Source organism: Halomicrobium urmianum, from assembly GCF_020217425.1.
Classification (GTDB): domain Archaea; phylum Halobacteriota; class Halobacteria; order Halobacteriales; family Haloarculaceae; genus Halomicrobium; species Halomicrobium urmianum.
Genome location: NZ_CP084091.1, coordinates 121,339 through 140,058 on the forward strand (window position 1 = coordinate 121,339; position 18,720 = coordinate 140,058).

Here is an 18,720-nt window from a genome sequence, read left to right on the forward strand (position 1 = left end):
TTATTATCGATGTGTGTATCTCCTAGAGTTGCTGTCAGAACCATTCACGGGCCTTCAGGCGGGCCGTCAGTTGTACACTCTTGCGAAGTCCGCGGCGGACGACACCGCCCGAATTCGGCACACCCTCTCCATCTTCATACTCTAGCCCTCGAACGACCGTAACGGGGATCTGTTCGTCCGCCTGTCCGAACAGTAATGCTGACCCGGCTGTGAGCTCGTCTGCGACGAGGTCAACGCCGCCAATCTTCGGCTGATCATACAGGTCTGTTTGTCCGAAGTTGCTATCGATCGCTTCGATTCCCGAACACCCGATCGCCAGGTCCATCGAACCTGGGCCAGCGATTTCCGAGTCAGCCACGACGACGGCCAATTCTGTATCTGTCCGTTCTTCGATCCCCTCGCGGAGACAACGGGCACTCTCGTCGGGATCTTCAGGCAGCAACGTCATCATCCCGCCCGGACTGTTCGACCAATCGACACCCGCGTTTGTACAGAGTCGTCCGTTGCGCTCGGTCACGAGCATCGCTGGGACCTCCTCGAGTGCTTCCTGCGCCGCCTCGGGGTCGACAGCGTGTTCCAACAGCAGGTCTTCGCCGATCTCTGCGATCGGGATCGCACCGATGACTTCGCTTTCATCGTAGATCACGGAGACTTCCCGCGGATCGATGCCAGTGATGTCTGCCACTCGCCGATCGCGGTCAGTAACTTCGACCTCATCGGCCTCGACGAGTCGATCCTCGGCGAACGATACGACCTTCGCGGTGACGACGACGACGTCGCCGTCTGACAGGGGATACTCTTCAGCCGTCGTTTCGACGATTCGATCGACGAGGTCGTCGTTCGGCTCAACTCGCCCGATGTCGAGGCCGTGGAATGTTACTTCTGGCATCACTTGAATATTAGAGCTATCACACTTCAACGCCGGGGCTATTGCATATTGAGGGAAATAAATGAGGTCTTTTTGAGATGTATCCCGCCCAGCCTACCGGCTGTGCTGAGCGGTTCCTATTTGGTGTGGGAAGTCTTCTATGATACCCTCGCGTGTAACAAAGTCTCGAACTGCGGGATTGAAGCCATTCATCACCGCAGTAGCGTACTGAGGCAAGAAAGTAGGTGTCGAACGCGGCGTGACTATTCGAGCCCGAGATCCTCGAGGGAGTGAGTGTGCTGCCACGCCCCTGAGACGGCGTCGATATCGAACTCTAGGGTCCCATCGGTAAGTTCGAGATGCACAGTTTCGTCACCGATTTCTGTGTCGTGAAGGTGAAGTTCGATGGTTTCATCGAACTCAGCGACTTTTACCATGAGTTCTCCATTCTCCTTGAGCATCGACTGAAGGTCTTCCGGGTCCATAGCAACTGTATTATACGTCACGGTTTGCAATAAGTGCTTCCTGTCAGCTTCACTGAACGAGGGTGGTATTTAATTCAGCGATACCAAGACCGTCATTCTGAGGGGAGTTGCGGACGATATGATGTACAAGACTCTGGAGAGATGTCTCAGCAATTAACACTCGCAGGGCCGCTCGTACTTGCTCTTGGGAGCCGAGGGTGCGGTCATCGCGGCCCTCATCGTGAGTATCGTCCGCCCGTCGCACCGCATATGGCCGCCCGGCGACATCTCTTGGACGTTCTGGTACTATTGGGGCAACGTGGCAATCACGGCCGTCGCTCTCGCCACCGTCGGATACGCCGACGCCGGGAATTTCGTGTTTACGGGTCGCCTCTGGACCTGGATAGGAGGCCTGCTCATCGTGACAGGAGCGGCCTTTGCCGGCTGGGCTGGGCGAACACTTCAGATACACACGACCGTCGGTCTCGAAGGGGAGCTTCAGACCGACGGTCCGTACCAGTATACGCGCAACCCACAACTCGTTGGACTGTCCGCAGTTCTCGTCGGAGTACTGTTCGCCGTGAACTCGAGCTACCTGGTCGTCGGCACCCTGCCAGTATTTGCTTGGATAGTAGTAGGTGCCGGAACGATTCCACTATTAAAAGAAAGGGATGGAACAGCCGTTCCGTACATCTGGACTAAACAGTATTATCAAAATCCCTCAGAGAGTAATTAAGTCATAATGTCAATCACTGTTAGGAATCGCAGGTTTTTCGAGAGGACCGTATATGGCCCGTCCTATGTTGTTTCTTGACTCAAGAACGTTCGATGGCCCGCGAGATGGTCATATCCTCCGCCGAGAACGAGTCCATAGATGAGGTACGCGACTACCGTGATGACCAACATCGGGAGGTTCTCGGCGAGTGTTTCGCCTCCAAGTCCCATCTCGTAGATGACGGTGATACCATAACCTGACCAGAGAATTAGCCCGTAAACTACACCGTGAGCAAAGCCCGATTCTCCGGGGAGTCCCCACGTGAATCCAGCGAATAGAAGCGGCCATGCGATAACGTAGAGGGCAAGAAACCAGAAGAATGTAATTGCTGCTGCTGTTGTGCTGCCCGCTTCACAGTATGGGGGTCCGCCGACTGCACACAGACTGGTGAAGGTGGCGAAGACAAATAGATTTGTTCCCTGTAGAAATACGTCAAGAGCCAGAAGAAATACCGTTAAGGCAATCGTAGCGGCGACACCGCCACCGAGGGCACTTCTGACTGGCTCCATACGTACTCTTCGTCGGTATGCAGGTTAAACGTATGCCTGTATCTGATTCAGGTGACGGGCGTGCTTCTCTTACGGAGATACAGTCCACTTAATTCGAAATCCGACTTAGCGATTCAGCCATTCCAGTTTCAGGAATGTATGAATAAAGAACTCGTACTAACAACTACCGTTAGCACAACCGTCAGTAGCCGAGGAACTGTGGCTGGAAGAACAGTTCGGTGATGAATACGAAGCGTACCGTCGCGAGGTCCCACGCTTTGTCGGGCTTCGCTCAATCACGAACCTGTGCGGTTACTCGCAGTAACGCGGCTACAGAATCTCTTCGAGTGCGGCGACGACTCGATCGTTGTCCTCGGGCCTGGCCGTCGTCACTCGCATGTATCCAGGACCGAGCTGGCTGTCTTCGAGCGGTTTCACGAAGATGTTCCGCTCTCGTAGTTGTGTAGCGACGTCGGTTGCATCGTGCGGGCTGAAATCCGCGAGGAAAAAGTACGTCTCAGTTGTGAACGTTCTGACGCCAAGCGATTCGAGTTCCGTGGCCAGTTGAGTCGTCCACGACCGGAGTCGTTCGATTCGCTTCCGAATCTTCGCCTCGTGCTGAAGCGTCGCGATCGCGGCAGCCTGGCTCGGCCGTGCGAGCGGATAAGCATCGTTGTTTGTGTTCAGGTCTTCGGTGACGGAGGCGGGAAGAACCGCATAGCCAATGCGAAAGCCAGCGAGGCTGTGGGCTTTCGACAACGTCTGGGTCACGAACAGATTGTCGTACTCGGGGACGAGAGGAGCGACTGATTCGCCGACGAAATCGACGAACGCCTCGTCGACTAGAAACCGGGTTTCAGGGTTGGTTTCGAGGAGATCCGGAAGCGGACTCATGTCAAACGCGCCTCCGTTCGGATTGTTCGGATTGACGATAACTGCGAGCGTCGTCTCGTTGGGAAACTCCAGTTCCTGAAGGTCGTACTGAAAGTCTTCGTCTGGTCGAAGCCGGGTTTCGGTGTACTGTTCGGCGATTTCCGTGAATAGCGGGTACGTCGGTGTCAGAAGGTGGACGTGCTGACCAAATCGATCGAATAGCTGGCGGAGAATGAGCTCGGATCCAGCGTTGACGTGAATGTGTTCGGTCGGGACGCCGAGACGGTCTCCAAGCAACTCGCGTAACGGTTCAGAGTACGGCTCTGTATAGTGATTACTTCTCGGCAGTTCGTCCGCAGCGGCTTCGATCGCCTCGTCGATCGGGGGCAAAGGGTTCTCACACAGCAGGAGTTTGACGCCGTCGAAGTCAGCGCCGCCTTTCTCCGTCGTTGAGTCTGTCATACGAGAACGACGGGATGTGTCCGTAACAAGCTTTCTCGGCTCCGAACTCCATACCCAACGTTGGTAGTGCCACGCAGTCTACGTTCGAGTATGCCGAAATCAGAACCGTTCGAGACCCATACCGACCGATACGAAGGGTGGTTCGAGGAACACGACGATGCCTACCAGTCCGAACTGGCTGCTTTGGATCGGCTCGTGCCAGCGACCGGGCGCGGAATCGAGATCGGCGTCGGGAGCGCGCGGTTCGCCGCCCCGCTGGGAATCGACGTCGGGATCGACCCGGCCGAAGCGATGCTCGAACATGCTCGCGAGCGAGGAGTCAACGTGGTCAGAGGTGTTGCCGAGCATCTCCCTTTCCAGGACGACACCTTCGATACCGCGCTGATCGTGACGACGATTTGCTTTGTCGACGACATTCCCAGAACGTTGGCCGAAGCCGATCGAATCCTCTCGCAGTCAGGGGATCTCGTGATCGGCTACATCGACAAGGACAGCCCTGTCGGTCGGATCTACCAAGAAAAGAAAGAGCAGAATCCCTTCTATAGGGAGGCGACATTCGTCTCGACCGAAGAACTCCTCAAGGCGCTCGAAGCGGCCGGATTCACTGACTTCGAGTTCGTACAAACGATCTATCACTGGCTCGATGAGGTAGACGGCATCGAGCCGATCGAAGAGGGCTATGGCGATGGGTCGTTCGTCGGGATCAAGGCTAGTCGGTAGCGGCGGTCGGTCTCCACTCAGTGTGTATTCGTCCTCGAAGTTTCCATAAGGGACTGTTGCAATCCACGCTGTCCGTGGGTCGGTATCACGATCAAATCGATGCCTGACTGCGTACTATACTCGACAATCGCCTCGTAGGGGTCACCATGGAGTACCTCCGAGACCACAGTATTGCCACGTTCTGTCGCGCGCTGGGCTGCTTCCTTCACGCTATTCGTCCCTTCCTGCTCTAGAGCGTCATCCACATCGTCTTGCATTCCGCTAAGGCTGTCGTGGCTGGTGTCTACGACATTGAGGACGTCGATCGTTGCCTCGTGTTCGGCGGCTATCTGGAGGCGTAGTCGAGGATCGACCCTGCTGGCTCGCTCCCGTCTGTGGGAAAGAGGATCTGGTCGTACATAGGATGGACTGAGGGAAGAATGGGCGTTACTGACCCTCGGTAGTGATATCCAACGCCCCTTCTTCTGCCGTTTGGGCCTCACGCCACCAGACGAGCTCGAACTCGATACTCTGTTTTGACTCGGTATCTCCTTCAGACCAGTCCGACTCCCCTTCCAGTTTGAACGTCACCGGGTTCGTCGGGTCCAACTGAACCTGCTGCCCACCGAGTTCGAGCGTCACAGCGTCGTCGCCGTCGAGTTGCTCGGCGAGTTTGCGGAGGTACGATACAATTTCGGACCGCGTTTTCTCGGCTTCTGTTTCGAGTTCTCCCATACGTACGGATACGCGGGAAGTCCCGATAAACGAAAGGGGACATTCTCTATTCGGAGGAATCGCTCACCGGTGCCAGATCAGAGATACGCTGCATAAGCCAGGTTGATGAGGCGTTTCAGTTTTCTTACCAACCAACAGTCTCAACGCGTATGCATTGAGAGCCTCAGTCTCAACTTCTCATCTTCACAAGTTAATATAGCATAATGGGATTTATACATGGGGTCGGTGCTAGTTAATGGCCAGTAGAACCGTTCTACCGCAGGGATACAGGGTATACCGACCCTAACTTTGATGGTCGTGATTATCTCGGTAATCACGACCACTTTGATACGTCCCGGCGCCATCGGGGAAGCACGAATGCTGCAACTGCCTCACGACAGCACTTCCTATAGGGTAGAGACGTCGAGACTGCCCTCGCAGTACTGTTGAGGGTTGGTCATTAGCTGACTGAGTGCTGTCGCTCAACGACCTTCGAGCGCTCCCCCTAGAACGAGGGGAAAGGCCGCGGTGGCAACGACGGGAACTATCGACGCATCGGGTAAACTCGAGCGGTTCTCCGAGTGGGCCGCCAGCGACCGTGGTGACGACAACTGGGCCGGGGTCATCCCCCGACGACGTCGACCGAGTGCCGATCGTCAACGATCTCAATGAACGAGTATCTCGGGAGTACGCTCGGCATTTCAGCTGGAGATAGAGGACTCAAGCAGAATACGGTATAAACCAATTACCGCAATATCTCCGCGAGGGGGTGCCCACAACAACTAGGTTGGATTTGAGTTGATAGGATTAGCGGCTTCACAGAAATCCATTCTGTCGGCGGGAGGCCCTTTCTGACACCGGTGCTGGATGCCCCTGCTTTCTTTAGCCTCGATGGAATAGCTGACCATCCTTCGGACACTAGCGAGGAAGAAATTCCTATCCCGAAGGGGTCAGTGACACCACAGGGACGCCCACATGAGCCGACGATCGAGAAGACTCTCGCTGTAGGCGGAGAGAACCACCTAAAAGAACCGTGCCCTGAAGAACTGCTTAGCACTGATGGGGATAGTCGTTATATAGTGTCGAGCTCTTCTACTAGTGTCGATCCTTTTCTATGGAGTTAGAGCTCGGTTGCGAACTTTTGGATGAATGGTTCGATGATGGCGTTGTGGTACTCAAAGATGTTATCGACTGGGTGAAGGGCTTCATCTGTATCGGTTTCGAATCGCAGATACGTATCTGTGAAGGAGTACGTCGCTGACTGGTGTTGCGGGTCGTATCCTTGGAGAGCCTGGTCTTGATCAAGCTGGTTTGGGTTGATCGAGATCAGTACCGTGTCGTTCGTGTCATCATAATCTAGTGTGAATCCCTTGAGAGACGCGTGAACGGCGGCATTCCGTATCCCACGGAGATAGGTGAATCGCGTCATCACTTCATCACATGCCTGATTCCACGGTTGCTTTCCGGTCTGGGTGGAGTTATCCCACCGAGACAATGCCGGACTCATTGGTGGATGGAGAAAAACATCAGTAGGGGATGATTGTACTGCGGTTGCGAGGCAAACCTTCATTACTTCAATTGTTCTGTAGATGGCAGACAAGTACCGCGAAAGAAGCATTTGCGCATGGAATCGTGGTTGATTAACTTTGCCTGATGGGACCATGTAGTAATAGTGGTCAGTCGCGGCGGTACTGACTTGTTTGAAATTCGCCTCAAGAATCTCGTATTCTTTGCGAAGAATATAGATTGCACCGAAGAATGCGTCTCGTCCGCACCCTTTGAGCGAGTTATTACGGTATGTATCGTCAGTATATCGGTTATAGACTGAAGATACTGACGGAGTATATGTCATCGCCTACATACGCACAGGAAACGCTCAAAAGGATTTGGACTTCTGAATACGTGGGAGAAACACCAGATGCTAAGCCGGATTACTCAGAGGCGAGGGCGCGTTCGAGCTCGTCGCCGATCTGCTCGTAGAACTCCGCAGTGCTCATCTCCTCGTGAGCGCCGTCCGGAAGGGAACGCGTCTGGTTCCCATCCGACTCAGACTGCCGTTGCATACCTACTCGTAGACGGTATTCGTTGGTAAGTCTTTGGGTCATGGTAGTCACCGGAGAAGCACTGCTCCTCCACCTATCGAGGAAGCCAAAAACCGTCACGAATAGTGATAGTGTTCGGACAATTCACGAGAAACACGGTGTGATCAGCCGAGTGCTGTCGCGTGGTCGCCGCCTGTTCGTACTTAGGGAAGCCGACCGTCGGGACGGGGAACGAGGCCACCCTTGATCTCCAGATCGACGCGCCGGAGATGCTTGCACCGATCAGCGGTATCGGGGCAGGAACACTCGCCCGACACTACGTCGACGTCATAGTAGCTATCCGACGCGGAGTGAACCTCGTAGATGCCACCCTTTTCGAGCAACGAGACGTCCATGTCCTCTGTCTTTGCTCGTTCTGTCCTGGGCTCGTCGTCACTCGTGACTGTAAAGAGGTTCCCCGCTTCACCGGATGAGTGCTCGTTGTCGACTGTCGCTGGAACTACTCCACCATCAGTAACCGCATCAGGCTCGTTCTCGACGTCGACGGACGACCAGCGAGTGTCACTGACCAAGACGTCGCCGTCGTGACGAACAGCGGACAGGGGGCCAACTGAGAGGGGCTCCACCAACCGAAGGACGTCCCAGGGGGAAGCTGTCTCAGGGAGCGCAATCGTGAACTGATGCTCGTCGGTCCGCTGGATCGTATAGCGGCCGTTTGGAAAGGTATCCGTGATGAACGCGGCAACCCGATGCGCAGTGAGTCCGGTCATGGCCCGACTCTGGGCTCGCTCGAGGCGATCACGGGACCGATCGGAGAGCGGCCCCTCCTGGTCGAGTATCGCGACCGTCCCAACCCGACATGCCGAACACCCGAAGTAGATCGTCTGGCGATTCGGCGACGACTCCTGACTGCGCCGTTCGAGTGCGTCACCACAGACAGGACAGCTGTCGATCTCGTCGGGGAACTGGTTGACCGTCTCTGTACTATCACGAGTGGAATGTTCTGTCGACATCAGTAATCAGAAGTGCGCTGTATACTGCGCCCTTCGCCCATTGAGGGCAGATAAACTATCGCGAGCGGAGGAGCAGGCAGGTGAAAAGGAAAGTTCGCCTCTATGCTTAACCAATAGAAGCGAGTATCGTATCCTGGTGTTGGTTAAGCTATGGAGGTATCGCCCTCGCCCTCGAGAACCTCAATGAGTTCCCGGACCGTCCGGCTGATCCTGTCGAGTCGATCACGAACGATTTCCGGATCGTCCGACTCCCACGCAGCCAGGTAGAACGCCGATCCACTAGTGTCGAGCCCGCAGTACCGACCGACGACGTACGCAACGGCTTCAGCCTCGACTTCGCGTTTCGACCGCTCGGTGTCGTCGTCGACGTCGAAGTGCAACAGGGCATGTGCGTATTCGTGGATGAGCGTCCGGGCGAGGTCGGCCTCGTTCGCTCGGTCGCGGACTTCCACGATTGGCTGGGCGTCAATGAGACTGAGCTGCTCACAGACGCCTCTGGCGGCGCCGTGAGTCCATTCCTCCTGGGGGACAATACGAACGGTCACGTCCAGCTCGTCAGCGGCGTCAATGAGCCGTGGGACGAGATCGTCAGAATCACCGGTCGCTTCCCGGTCAAGATCCGGGAGTGGTTCGCCCTCGGTCTGGGAAACGTCGAACACTGGCGCGGGTTTGAACCCGACGAGGCCTTTCGACCACTCTTCGGGCGGCGTCTCATCGTACTCACAGTCACTCTCCTCGTGGTAGCTCGGGGAATTCTCGCACTCCGGGCACTGCTTAGTGATGATCGGCGCCCAGATCCAGATGGCCGACTCGCCTTCCTGGACGTGGCGGTCAAACTCCTCTTGCCACGTCCGATAGCCGGCGACCTTCGTTGCCTCGGGACACTGGCACTTGATCAGGAGCGTGTTCCGATACGAATAGTCGTGGAACCGACTCTGGACGTCGAGCCATTCTTGGAACTCGTCACTGGCCTGTGCGTCGTCGACGCCGGCGACGAGCTCGTCGATCCACTGTTCGATTGTGCTGTGCATCTCCTCGGATCGCGTGTCGGTCTGCTCGAAGGAGACCGACGAGTCACTGATCGTAGACATCGTATACACCGAATTGAGTTCACCGCGACTACGTCTGTTCAGACCGCGCCGCGCCCCTCAGAGGCGTTCAAAAAACAGAACGCGTGGGACGCCGGTGGGAAGTGGACACTTTGCTCGGCAGTGGCAAAGCAGAGGGCGTGTGGGAAGGTCGATTTGCTGCAGCTGGTGGCTACCTGTTCACGAAGGGAACGTATTTTCCCGTAACGGTGGACCGCTGGGGTATGGAGATTGGGCTAGTAAGCTGCACGAAGGCAAAGGCGGACTCGGCGTCGACGCCACGGGAACTCTACAATCCCTCCGCACTGTTCCGGAAGGCCCGGAAGTACGTCGAGGAGAACCACGACGAATGGTACGTGCTTTCGGCGAAGCACCATGTTCTCGATCCAGACGGCTCGCCGATCGAACCCTACGACGAGACGCTGAACAATGCTGGCGTCGAAGAGCGACGGGAGTGGAGTCAAACCGTTGTCGAACAGCTCCGGGAACATAGCCTGCTCGCAGCGGAGAACACTCTCGTTATTCACACGGGGAAGTCATACTACGAGACGCTCCTGCCGCTACTCAACGACGAGCCCGTCGACGTCGAGATTCCGACCGAGGGACTACGGATGGGCGAGACACTGTCGTGGTACAATGAACGAATCTAGGTTCTATCCTGTCGATTAGCTCGGAGGAGAGATCCCGCACGTCCCTGTTACCACGGCTTTTGGTCGCTTCGAACAATCAACGAAGCCATGAACGGCAGGAGAGTTCAATGAAGAACGTCGTCTAGATCTACATCCGACTCCCGTCCCTTCGATGAATCTGGACCGCTATCCTGACCCGCGTAGTAATCCTACCTAGTTCGATCGGATCTCACGCAACGTCTCAGCGACGTATACTCGCCCGCCGTTGTCCCAGTACTTGTTCAGCAACCAGAGTGGTTTATCGACTTGAACTGGGACGAGGCCATTCCGCTGACAGACGAGGTGCCAGAATCTTCTCAGCGTCTCTCTATCGGCTTCCTCGTATGGATCAAACGTACTCTCGTCCCCGCGGAGCCGATTCGTCATCCCGACGATGTGGTAATCGACGGGGATGTGTACTTCCTCAATCCGTTCGAGTTCGTGTACTTCCTCATGCATCAAGCGAAGCCAGAGCGGCCGAATCTTCTCACCACTGAGAGCAGGGAAGTCGTTCGCCTCGACGGCCTGTTCTATCGCCGGGGCATCGAAGCTGCCTGTTGTGGTCGTCGCTGACGAAGCGTTCGGCTCCGAGAGGAGGTCCCGTGGATCGCTGTCCCAGTACTCGTATAGCGCCTTCGCGTTCCGATACCACCAGTCCGGATCGCGACTATTCATGAGATCGAGTGACTGAAACAGCTCGTCGAGTTCGTCTCTGCGGTCGTCGTCGACGAGTTGCTCCGGATGATACACCCACTGGTGTCGCTGATAGAGATCTGCACAGACGTGCCACAGACCGTCGGTCCCGTCCGTCTTCTTGCTCTCACCGGACTCGTTGTGGATGTGGTTCGTGACACAGGTCAGCGTGAGAAACAGGGCAAGGTTTCGACCCTCCAGCTCTAACTCCTCCAGCACTTCATATTCAGGGAGACGATGATCGGCGAAAAATCGCTGTCTAGCGTTGTAGTCACTCATAATCCTGGGGAGGAGGTCATCGAGCTCGGAGGGATCAGTGATCATAGTCTAGCAAGCGCTGTGTAATTCCACCGTCCTGCGGCATCAAGGTCGGGGAAAAGGCCTCTGTTGAAACCCTTGGAAATTGATGGGTTCTGCCCCTATGGTGGTCAGTACATGAAATAGCTGTATCAAGCTGTGGCTATCCCAATCAGTGAAAATTGTGGAATCGCACTTATTAGGTGATGACCAACAGCAAACTATGAATAGCTGTGAAGAGCGAACTGTTAGAGATATAAAATCACATCTTGAGCTATCGCTATCAAGTGATGATAGTGACACACAAAAGTATCATATTCGGGAATCGCTCCAATTATTGGAAAGGTTACTTGAAGGAGATGGTTAAATAACCATTTTGTTTTTTATCCACCACTGCACTAATTGACTGGCTCTTCAAATTTTGGTCTACTCGATGGACACAGTCATTTGAGCTTTATGTTGTGATGTCTCAATCCCAATACAAATTATTTTTAGATTGGGATAAATATAAGGGGAAATAGAAAACAGATATAATTAATGGATGCTGCGCTGATGGAGCAGTCCAAAGTTGAATCGTTACTACGGGACGAAAATACGGGAGTTCTATCATTGAGTGATGGAACAGAAACGTACGCTGTCCCGCAATCGTTCGCGTTCGATGGAGAGGATCTCTATTTCCAGCTTGTTCACTCCGAGGATAGTCGGAAAATGTCGTTCATCGAAACGACTGACATGGCCACATTCACTGTATTCACCGATGATATGACAGCCTACAGCGTCATCGTCCAGGGGGAGATCGAGGCTGTGCCTGAAACTGAAATAGTTCGAGCGTCGCGAGCCTTCTCGGAGAACTCTGTCGTCCCCATGCTCAACGTATCCATACACAAGTCCGTCGACGAGCTTGACTTCGATTTTTATCGGTTGCGTCCTGTTGAAATCACCGGTCGAAAGTTTGGTGCTGAGGTTTAATACAGGGGACCCACGGATCGGTCAATACGCGTGGGAAGTACCGATTGGTCCAAGTGAAAGAGTAGTATCAGTGTTAAACTGCGAGTAATATTTGATCTTCCACCGCTCCTATTATGTCCTTACCTGTAGTGGTGTTCATGGTGGAAAGTGCGCTGGAAAAAGCAGCGTTAGTGATTGGAGTGATCGGAGTTATAAGTGGATTTCTCATCATAATTCAATTACCATCTGCAAATTAATACCATGAAACGACGCTCTCAACCGTGGGAATCGCTATTCTGCTCGTTCTGTTCGGCATTAACACCCTTGTCACAGTGATAGAAAAGTAGTGCACAACGTGATCTGTACCACGTCTACTGACTGTCTATTTCGCTGGATGGGGCCCTGATTATAATACTAGTTTCCGGAGCTGTACCGGGAAGCAGATCTTATGAAGTGGTCAATATGGCTCACAGACCCAACAGGTCTTCTAACTGCGTCGGCCTGAAAACAACCAGCTCGAGACGATGCAACATTCTGATGCAATTCTCGTCGACTAGCGACCGGTACCGCTCCTGACTGTGATGCTGCTCGCCGGCATCCTCATCGCCTGCGGCGCCCGGCTGAGGGAGGCCCACCGCCTCAAGTGGTTCCGCGACATGCTTCGCAGGCGCCTCAACCAATCCGGCGTGCGCTACTTCACCGGTAGATAGGTAGTCCGAACCGCTACTCGCGCCGCCAGATACTGGCGGAGTCAGCGTTGATAATCAGAATTGGAAATTAATTTGTCATCCGTGGGAAAAGTGAGAACCTTCTTGACGGCTGAATGGGGATCACTATTTGCCGGAGTCCTACCCCCTCACAGTGGATCCCGGCATCTCCTCCCCACCATCCCCACCGCACGGGGACTTTCCCCGTGTTTCATCGTTGGCCGGTTGCTACGCATCGGTGACGATTCGCTCCGGTGTGATCCGAAGGTCGTCCTCGCCTACTACCATCCCCACTCTAGATGTTTAGTGACGTATATTTTCTAAATGGCCACCAAACGTAGCTATGCCGGGGTTCCGATGCTGCCCCGACCCACCCACACCCATTGACCAAAGCGGGTCACCGCCACGAGAGCGTCTGACCTCTTTTGGCCGGTGAACTGACTCTCCCACATCCCGTGGGAAGGCAGCTGTGGAGGTTGGGACGAACCGGGGATTCATCCCACCCATTTCGTACAACGAAGTGGTATACTTCGCTTTCAGCAATGGATATCGACCGATCATACTTTACAATTGAAGTCGTTTCTCCACCTGCCGGAATCCCCCCGGATGCCGGCACCCCCACAACCCCCACAGTTCGGATAGCCATTCCCCGCACGCGGGGCAGTAGCCGCCTCGTGTGCTTTCGCTGTGGTTACTCTGGATCCAATACCATCAACTCTTGTCAGTAGGAATACCTACCTAACAGCTGTTTCAGTAGGGGAAGTGTCGATCTAATTGGGTTTCAAAAGGGGCGGGAAAAGCGAATACCGAGCATAGAGGGTACTACACTTGGTCGAGAGTCTCCGCAGAACGGGCCTCGACGGGTTGAAACTCGAAGTCTCGGCTATTCGCCGGGGCGTGATCGGGCACCTCGTTGTGATTGAGTAATTGCTCGGGGTATGCCTCGTAGGCCAGCCCGACCAACAACGGCTCGACCTCGGCAAGGTAGGCTGGATAGCCGTACGGGCCGGGATAGGTGTCCGAATCCCACGCGCGGATCCACAGGTAGGTCTGCTCCTTGAGTGTCTGCGTCCCCTCTTCGAAGAGTTCGCTCGCCCAGCTGAGCTTCTTCGACGTCTCCCCGAACACCGTCTCTGAGAGTTCACCGACGTGCCAGTAACTTCCGTCACCCCAGCGAGCGAAGCTCCGCGTTGCGCCACGGTCTTTGGCGATCTCCTCAAAGTTCGCGCTTAGTTCATTCTTCTTCCCGTACGCCTCGGCTTTCCCGATGTATCGGGGAACGATATCCGACGGTGACGGTTGCTCGGTGTTCGAGGGGATCTGGTACAGAACATACAGTAGCCCGCTCTCACCGTCTCTCACGCCATTGCTGTGGACACATTGTTTCCCCTCCCGGCGGATCCGCTCGTCGATGGCGTCACTTCGCTTGAGTACCGTCGACGAGCCAGCCGTCTTCGTCTCGACAGTGAGATTCCCGTCGGTCTCGAAGAGTGGAATCGGATCCGCCTCGTCGGAGTCGTCGATGTCACGACAGATGGTGTCCTCTACCCAATCGTGCCATAGATCGCTCTTGCGCTCTGCAGACACCGAATCGATGGAGCAGTCAGCGAGGCGCTGTGCTTCCTCGTTGGGCGGCAGATTGTCGCCATCGACCCAGTCGGGGCCCACTTTCCCCATCTCGTGAGGGACGCGGTTGGGAACGAAATCGCGGTTGGCGAAGACGTGATCGAACCGCGGAATGGAGTGGACGAGGCCGACCATCTTGCCCTCGAGTTCGTGACGATAGGTGGGATACCCGTACGGACCCACCTCCAGATCGTCGACGTTGACCACCCACGCGTACAGTTGTGACGCCGATTTCTCGTAGACAGTCGCGATATGGTCGTACTTCCCGTAACTGCCCCACGACCCATCGTCTTCCCACTCAGAAATGGGAAGGGCGTCCCGAAGCTTCCTGAAGTGGTTCAACAGCCGACTCGCGACGTTGCTCGTTTCACCGATGTACACTGGGATCACATCAGAGGGCCCCTCTGCGGGCTCGTCGAGGAGATACAGCATATACAGATAGTCACCACTCCCCCGACCCAGTCGATACGAATCGTACTCTTCGGTCATCGATAGTTCCGAATCGGTGTCGTCGACCATTGGCACCGGATCGGGGGTTGTGGTCGAGTGGATATCTGGGAGGATTGTCCTCCGCACCCACTGATCCCATACATCCTCTTTCGATTCTCTATCCGACATTGATGGGGGAAGACACCATACGATGATAAAGTTGCAACGAGTCAGTGCAATACTCGATTATCAGTTCTCCACGAAGAGGCTATGCTAGATCGGACACGTCGTCGGGCTCCTCCACGTCGTCGAACTCGCCGCGCTCGACAGGCTCCCAGTCCTCACCCGGCTCCGGACTCCACCAGTCGACCTCGTAGGCGCCGGGTTCGCCGAGGATCTTCACACGTGCCGATCCATCAGGCAGGTCGCGTCGCAGTTTCTCGTCGACGTGGAGGTTCCAGGTCGTGGTTGTATCGAAGCAGGCGAGCACGGCCTCCTCGTAGCCGCGCGTCTCCCGGGATTCCTGGAGTTCGACTTGGGTGTTGCAGTTCTTGCAGAACACCCCCTCGAAGGGGATGTGAGTGAAGACCTCCTGCCCGCAGACGGGGCACCAGAGGAACTCGAACAGTGCCTCACTGTGTCGGTCAAGTACTTCGAGGGTCATTGGTTGACAAACCCGGCCGTCCCGGGCCACCACCTCGTGCCCGGCCGAAAAACAGCGCCCACCGCTCACTCACCGTTCGGCGCCGTAAATGATGCGGGAGGGGGCTTCGTACCCACAGTGGGGACAGTCGTACCACCGCTGGACTTTCGCCCCGTCTGCTACCTTCTCGCCGACGCGAACGTCGTCGTTCGGACATTCCGGGCAGCTGAGGTCCGGAGCCGGCCGCTCCCGGAGTTCGTCACGGAACGACGTCGCGTCCTTCGTCTCGTATCCCCGCGACCAGATCGGGTAGCCGTCGACGAGGATTGCCCCACGCCACTTGTACCGGTAGGAATCCGGCGCTCGATGCAGGACGGCTCGCGCACCAGTCTCGGTGTTCCGATACGCGAGTGTTGGCGAGCGGCTTTCGCGTCGCCAGTTTGTGATGGGGGGCATATTCAGAAGTGGACGTCAGCGGGTACGATCCAGAGCTCTTCACTCGCCTCGAGGAGTCGATCCAGTTGTCCCCGGTGGCGAATGCCGGTTCCGTGTTCGGTGTAGATGAAGATCGTCGGGCCGTCGTACGCACCGACCTGGTGGAAGGCGTGCCGGGCGAGGTCCTCGTCGCGCATGATCTCCTCGTCGGAGAACTCGTCGATGGCCTCCTTCACCCGGTCGAGATTACGCTCGAACTCTTCCTTCGTTGCCTCCCAGCCACGCTCGAGCAGGTCTTCGCCGTCATCGGAGTCGACGGGGGCTGCCGTCGGCAACTCCCCCCATCGTGCCTTCCCCGCAACGGACGTGTCCTCCTCGTCGAAGGTCACAAAATAGTCGAATACTGCGCAGGAATGCGGCTCAGCGCCAACCAACCGATTGAACACTGTTTTCCCTGCAGCCAGTGCTTCGTTTTCTGTCGATGCCTCTACGAGCGCATAGATGACCATATGCATCTGAACCACTCCGACGCCCGTCGGCGTCGATGGGCCGACGCGCGCCACCTTCTCGCTGGCGCGAATAAACAGCTACCAGAGGAGAGGATGATTTAGGAGACCGTACGAAACAGGCCTTACTCAGTAGATAGATTCGTTCAGTACAGGCAAAGCACCTAACTCCTCGGAATCAGCCCTGATACACATCACTATGTCCCACACCGACGGGAATTCCTTTCGTGAAGGTATGACCATCGACGGTGACTGTGATGGTCATCTTTTGAGGAGTTACTGAAATCAGTTGTTCGAGCGTGACGTTGGGTTCGCTCTCTATCGAGCCGTCTCGATCTCGGGTAACGTAGTGGTCAACGGTAATAACGGGGCCGAAAATTAAATACCGGACTCCTGAACCAACACCCTCTAATTGTTTATCGAGGCGGTTCTCTGCGACAGACACCACTTCGCTCGCGCCGATTTCTGCTGACTCTCTCCGTGCCCACTTTTTGAACGATTGTGCATGACCGTTCTCCCTAACTTCGTTCGTGGATTCCAGATATTCAACAGACTCTCGGGTGATGTTGTTCTCCATCTCCTCCGATTCCCCCTCTCCTTGAGTCAGTTCGTCATCAGCGAGAATGTCTGCTCTTGTTGCACTTGCGACCGCTGTCCCGCCTACTAACGCGCCGACCGTACCTCCCCCCGCTATAAGCAACTTCCGCCGGTTCATGTTTGTAGATAATATACATACCGGAATATACCTGTGGGTCAGTCAAAGGGTTGTTTGACTGATTCAGCAGAACTACTCTCTACCGAGGTAAACTCAATAATTCTACACCCGCACAAAGCACTTCCCTTTGGCTGAGATTATCTCAGATATGCTCCGCTCCAAGATAGCCGCGTTAGTGGTGTCTATGGGACTCGTAGCGTTGGCTTTTCCGTCGAGTGTCTTGGATTTCCTCTCTCTCCTCCCCGGTATTGATATTGCGTCTTTCCCGTTTTTACGATGGTGGGGTGCAGTCTACATCGCCGCTGGAGTTCTTGTTGAGTGGAATCTTCAGTCTGACCCATCTACTCAGTCCACTATTAACAGAGTCATAGGAGTCGCGGTTGCCTGCGTGTGTGCTCTTCTTCTGGCGATTCTTCTTAGTAGTGAATCTGCGATCTTCCGGAACTTCGCGCTCTCGGCTGGAGTGGTGGTTCCGTTGATCGTCGGAACCATGGACACAACTAAGAGCCGATTAGTTGCAGTTTCGTTAGTTGTTATACCGATCAGTATCGGGACGGTCGTAATCGGTCGTCCGTTCTCCTCCGCCGCACCAGAAGTATGGGTTCCTACGATCTTCACCCTCTACTCGCTTGTATTCGGCATTCCATTGTACGTACTTGGCAGAGATTGGCGACTGGATCGACGCCAACCGGAGCCCACTTGATACGCCAATTCTTTTTATCGAAAATAAGCGCGGTACCTACGCAATCCGACTTACCGGCTGTTTCACACCAAATACGGTGGTGAGAACTGGCCTCGATTTGGTGAATCGCTCGGTAAGTACAGTGACCGTTAGTGGCAATTTTCCCTCTAGCCAGTCCGTAGCATAAGCAGTCGATCAGCAACCCTAATTATGTCCTAGTTTTTATACATCTCAAATGCAAAAAGTAGCGTGTGAAATACAAATACGGTGTCGCAGTCGTAGCTTTTCTGCTGGTTGTGGCTGGTGGGGGGTACGTCGCCATGGAGATGAATGACTCATTCGAAGGCGCCTATATCGAGGTATACCACTCACCGAGTGGGTATTCCGATGAAGATCCTGTGGTACTGAATGGCTCCGAGGTGAATCAGTCGGAGGAGTTACTTGCGGGGCTCAGGGAGGCAAAAAAGAATGGTTCATCAACTACTGGGCTTCCAAACAAGGAAAGTGTTGACGCGGTATTTGAAGCCATTCCAGATGGGGCAGAGACTCTGCATGAGGGCGAGGAGTCTGGATACTACCTAACGTGGGAGGGGGATGAATATATCATCAAAGTCGTAGAAGTGATGTAATCATAGGGGAAACCGCTACCTATTCAGTTAGTCGTCAGTAACGGTGAAAGAAGTGCCAAGAGCATAATCCGTTTCGTAGTCCTCCTTCTCCTCTTGTTCTGTGGAGATACCCCAGTACACGAATCGGTACGTTCCGGTATTAATTGGAGCGCAGACTCCGTAACCGTTGTTTTCTGCAATATTTGAGAGTCCGTCTCGGGTAACGGGAAATTCCCATGTGAATCCCTGATTCGGCTCGTGTTCGATTCCGATGTCA

At 55.0% G+C, this 18,720-nt stretch carries 22 protein-coding genes and 1 pseudogene; 7 read left to right on the forward strand and 16 right to left on the reverse strand.

Going from position 1 to position 18,720, the window contains the following annotated elements:
- Positions 1-34 precede the first annotated feature (34 nt).
- Positions 35-889 (reverse strand): coenzyme F420-0:L-glutamate ligase, encoded by an 855-nt coding sequence (locus LCY71_RS17465; RefSeq protein WP_225336208.1) that lies wholly within the window; start codon positions 887-889, stop codon positions 35-37.
- A gap of 242 nt (positions 890-1,131) precedes the next feature.
- Positions 1,132-1,353, reverse strand: a complete 222-nt coding sequence (locus LCY71_RS17470) for a hypothetical protein (RefSeq protein WP_225336209.1) — start codon at positions 1,351-1,353, stop codon at positions 1,132-1,134.
- A 184-nt stretch (positions 1,354-1,537) separates the two neighbouring features.
- Between LCY71_RS17470 and LCY71_RS17475 the strand changes: the two genes are divergently transcribed.
- Positions 1,538-2,068: a methyltransferase family protein gene (locus LCY71_RS17475; RefSeq protein ID WP_225336210.1), complete on the forward strand. Its 531-nt coding sequence runs from the start codon at positions 1,538-1,540 to the stop codon at positions 2,066-2,068.
- 62 nt (positions 2,069-2,130) lie between these two features.
- Here LCY71_RS17475 and LCY71_RS17480 read toward each other — a convergent pair whose 3' ends face one another.
- Together LCY71_RS17480 and LCY71_RS17485 are read right to left on the reverse strand one after the other, a co-directional pair.
- On the reverse strand, positions 2,131-2,616 hold the full coding sequence (locus LCY71_RS17480; protein ID WP_225336211.1) for a DUF6789 family protein: 486 nt from the start codon (positions 2,614-2,616) through the stop codon (positions 2,131-2,133).
- Positions 2,617-2,925: 309 nt separating this feature from the next.
- Positions 2,926-3,930: a pyridoxal phosphate-dependent aminotransferase gene (locus LCY71_RS17485; RefSeq protein WP_225336212.1), complete on the reverse strand. Its 1,005-nt coding sequence runs from the start codon at positions 3,928-3,930 to the stop codon at positions 2,926-2,928.
- A gap of 90 nt (positions 3,931-4,020) precedes the next feature.
- On the opposite strand from LCY71_RS17485, the gene LCY71_RS17490 reads away from it, so the two are divergent.
- Positions 4,021-4,650, forward strand: a complete 630-nt coding sequence (locus LCY71_RS17490) for a class I SAM-dependent methyltransferase (RefSeq protein WP_225336213.1) — start codon at positions 4,021-4,023, stop codon at positions 4,648-4,650.
- 17 nt (positions 4,651-4,667) lie between these two features.
- Here LCY71_RS17490 and LCY71_RS21740 read toward each other — a convergent pair whose 3' ends face one another.
- Both LCY71_RS21740 and LCY71_RS17500 read right to left on the reverse strand, forming a co-directional pair.
- Positions 4,668-5,132, reverse strand: a complete 465-nt coding sequence (locus LCY71_RS21740) for a universal stress protein (protein ID WP_225336214.1) — start codon at positions 5,130-5,132, stop codon at positions 4,668-4,670.
- Positions 5,077-5,364 carry an amphi-Trp domain-containing protein gene (locus tag LCY71_RS17500; RefSeq protein WP_225336215.1) on the reverse strand — a complete coding sequence of 96 codons (288 nt, stop codon included), beginning with the start codon at positions 5,362-5,364 and terminating at the stop codon, positions 5,077-5,079. The genes LCY71_RS21740 and LCY71_RS17500 overlap by 56 nt, the downstream gene beginning before the upstream one ends.
- Before the next feature lie 488 nt (positions 5,365-5,852).
- On the opposite strand from LCY71_RS17500, the pseudogene LCY71_RS17505 reads away from it, so the two are divergent.
- Positions 5,853-6,080: pseudogene (locus LCY71_RS17505) on the forward strand (site-specific integrase); the annotation flags it as partial.
- Between the two features lie 383 nt (positions 6,081-6,463).
- On the opposite strand, the gene LCY71_RS17510 reads toward LCY71_RS17505, so the two are convergent.
- The 4 genes from LCY71_RS17510 to LCY71_RS17520 all read right to left on the reverse strand — a co-directional run bounded on the left by LCY71_RS17510 (position 6,464) and on the right by LCY71_RS17520 (position 9,489).
- Positions 6,464-7,195 carry a hypothetical protein gene (locus tag LCY71_RS17510; protein WP_225336216.1) on the reverse strand — a complete coding sequence of 244 codons (732 nt, stop codon included), beginning with the start codon at positions 7,193-7,195 and terminating at the stop codon, positions 6,464-6,466.
- A 79-nt stretch (positions 7,196-7,274) separates the two neighbouring features.
- The gene (locus tag LCY71_RS21515) at positions 7,275-7,406 is read right to left on the reverse strand and encodes a hypothetical protein (RefSeq protein WP_263654353.1); all 132 of its coding nucleotides are present in this window, start codon (positions 7,404-7,406) and stop codon (positions 7,275-7,277) included.
- A gap of 182 nt (positions 7,407-7,588) precedes the next feature.
- Complete coding sequence (locus LCY71_RS17515) at positions 7,589-8,155, reverse strand: hypothetical protein (RefSeq protein WP_225336217.1); 567 nt, start codon at positions 8,153-8,155, stop codon at positions 7,589-7,591.
- Between the two features lie 386 nt (positions 8,156-8,541).
- A complete protein-coding gene (locus LCY71_RS17520) occupies positions 8,542-9,489 on the reverse strand; it encodes an ArdC-like ssDNA-binding domain-containing protein (protein ID WP_225336218.1) in 948 nt (315 codons plus the stop codon).
- Between the two features lie 221 nt (positions 9,490-9,710).
- Here LCY71_RS17520 and LCY71_RS17525 point away from each other — a divergent pair, with 221 nt between their 5' ends.
- A complete protein-coding gene (locus tag LCY71_RS17525) occupies positions 9,711-10,136 on the forward strand; it encodes a DUF6884 domain-containing protein (protein ID WP_225336219.1) in 426 nt (141 codons plus the stop codon).
- Between the two features lie 192 nt (positions 10,137-10,328).
- Here the strand turns inward: LCY71_RS17525 and LCY71_RS17530 are convergent, their stop codons facing one another.
- Entirely contained in the window at positions 10,329-11,171 is an 843-nt protein-coding gene (locus LCY71_RS17530) for a hypothetical protein (RefSeq protein WP_225336220.1), read from the reverse strand.
- Positions 11,172-11,681: 510 nt separating this feature from the next.
- Here LCY71_RS17530 and LCY71_RS17535 point away from each other — a divergent pair.
- On the forward strand, positions 11,682-12,113 hold the full coding sequence (locus tag LCY71_RS17535) for a pyridoxamine 5'-phosphate oxidase family protein (protein WP_225336221.1): 432 nt from the start codon (positions 11,682-11,684) through the stop codon (positions 12,111-12,113).
- 1,508 nt (positions 12,114-13,621) lie between these two features.
- Here LCY71_RS17535 and LCY71_RS17540 read toward each other — a convergent pair.
- The 5 genes from LCY71_RS17540 to LCY71_RS17560 all read right to left on the reverse strand — a co-directional run bounded on the left by LCY71_RS17540 (position 13,622) and on the right by LCY71_RS17560 (position 17,153).
- A complete protein-coding gene (locus LCY71_RS17540; protein WP_225336222.1) occupies positions 13,622-14,944 on the reverse strand; it encodes a GIY-YIG nuclease family protein in 1,323 nt (440 codons plus the stop codon).
- A 178-nt stretch (positions 14,945-15,122) separates the two neighbouring features.
- Positions 15,123-15,518, reverse strand: a complete 396-nt coding sequence (locus tag LCY71_RS17545) for a DUF7567 family protein (RefSeq protein ID WP_225336223.1) — start codon at positions 15,516-15,518, stop codon at positions 15,123-15,125.
- Between the two features lie 69 nt (positions 15,519-15,587).
- Positions 15,588-15,953, reverse strand: coding sequence for a DUF7568 family protein (locus LCY71_RS17550; protein WP_225336224.1), 366 nt, complete (start codon positions 15,951-15,953; stop codon positions 15,588-15,590).
- A 2-nt stretch (positions 15,954-15,955) separates the two neighbouring features.
- A complete protein-coding gene (locus LCY71_RS17555) occupies positions 15,956-16,447 on the reverse strand; it encodes a DUF7995 family protein (RefSeq protein ID WP_225336287.1) in 492 nt (163 codons plus the stop codon).
- A 169-nt stretch (positions 16,448-16,616) separates the two neighbouring features.
- A complete protein-coding gene (locus tag LCY71_RS17560; protein WP_225336225.1) occupies positions 16,617-17,153 on the reverse strand; it encodes a hypothetical protein in 537 nt (178 codons plus the stop codon).
- Positions 17,154-17,301: 148 nt separating this feature from the next.
- On the opposite strand from LCY71_RS17560, the gene LCY71_RS17565 reads away from it, so the two are divergent.
- Together LCY71_RS17565 and LCY71_RS17570 are read left to right on the forward strand one after the other, a co-directional pair.
- The gene (locus tag LCY71_RS17565; protein WP_225336226.1) at positions 17,302-17,856 is read left to right on the forward strand and encodes a hypothetical protein; all 555 of its coding nucleotides are present in this window, start codon (positions 17,302-17,304) and stop codon (positions 17,854-17,856) included.
- Between the two features lie 230 nt (positions 17,857-18,086).
- Positions 18,087-18,464, forward strand: coding sequence for a hypothetical protein (locus LCY71_RS17570; RefSeq protein ID WP_225336227.1), 378 nt, complete (start codon positions 18,087-18,089; stop codon positions 18,462-18,464).
- The last annotated feature ends 256 nt before the right edge of the window (positions 18,465-18,720 follow it).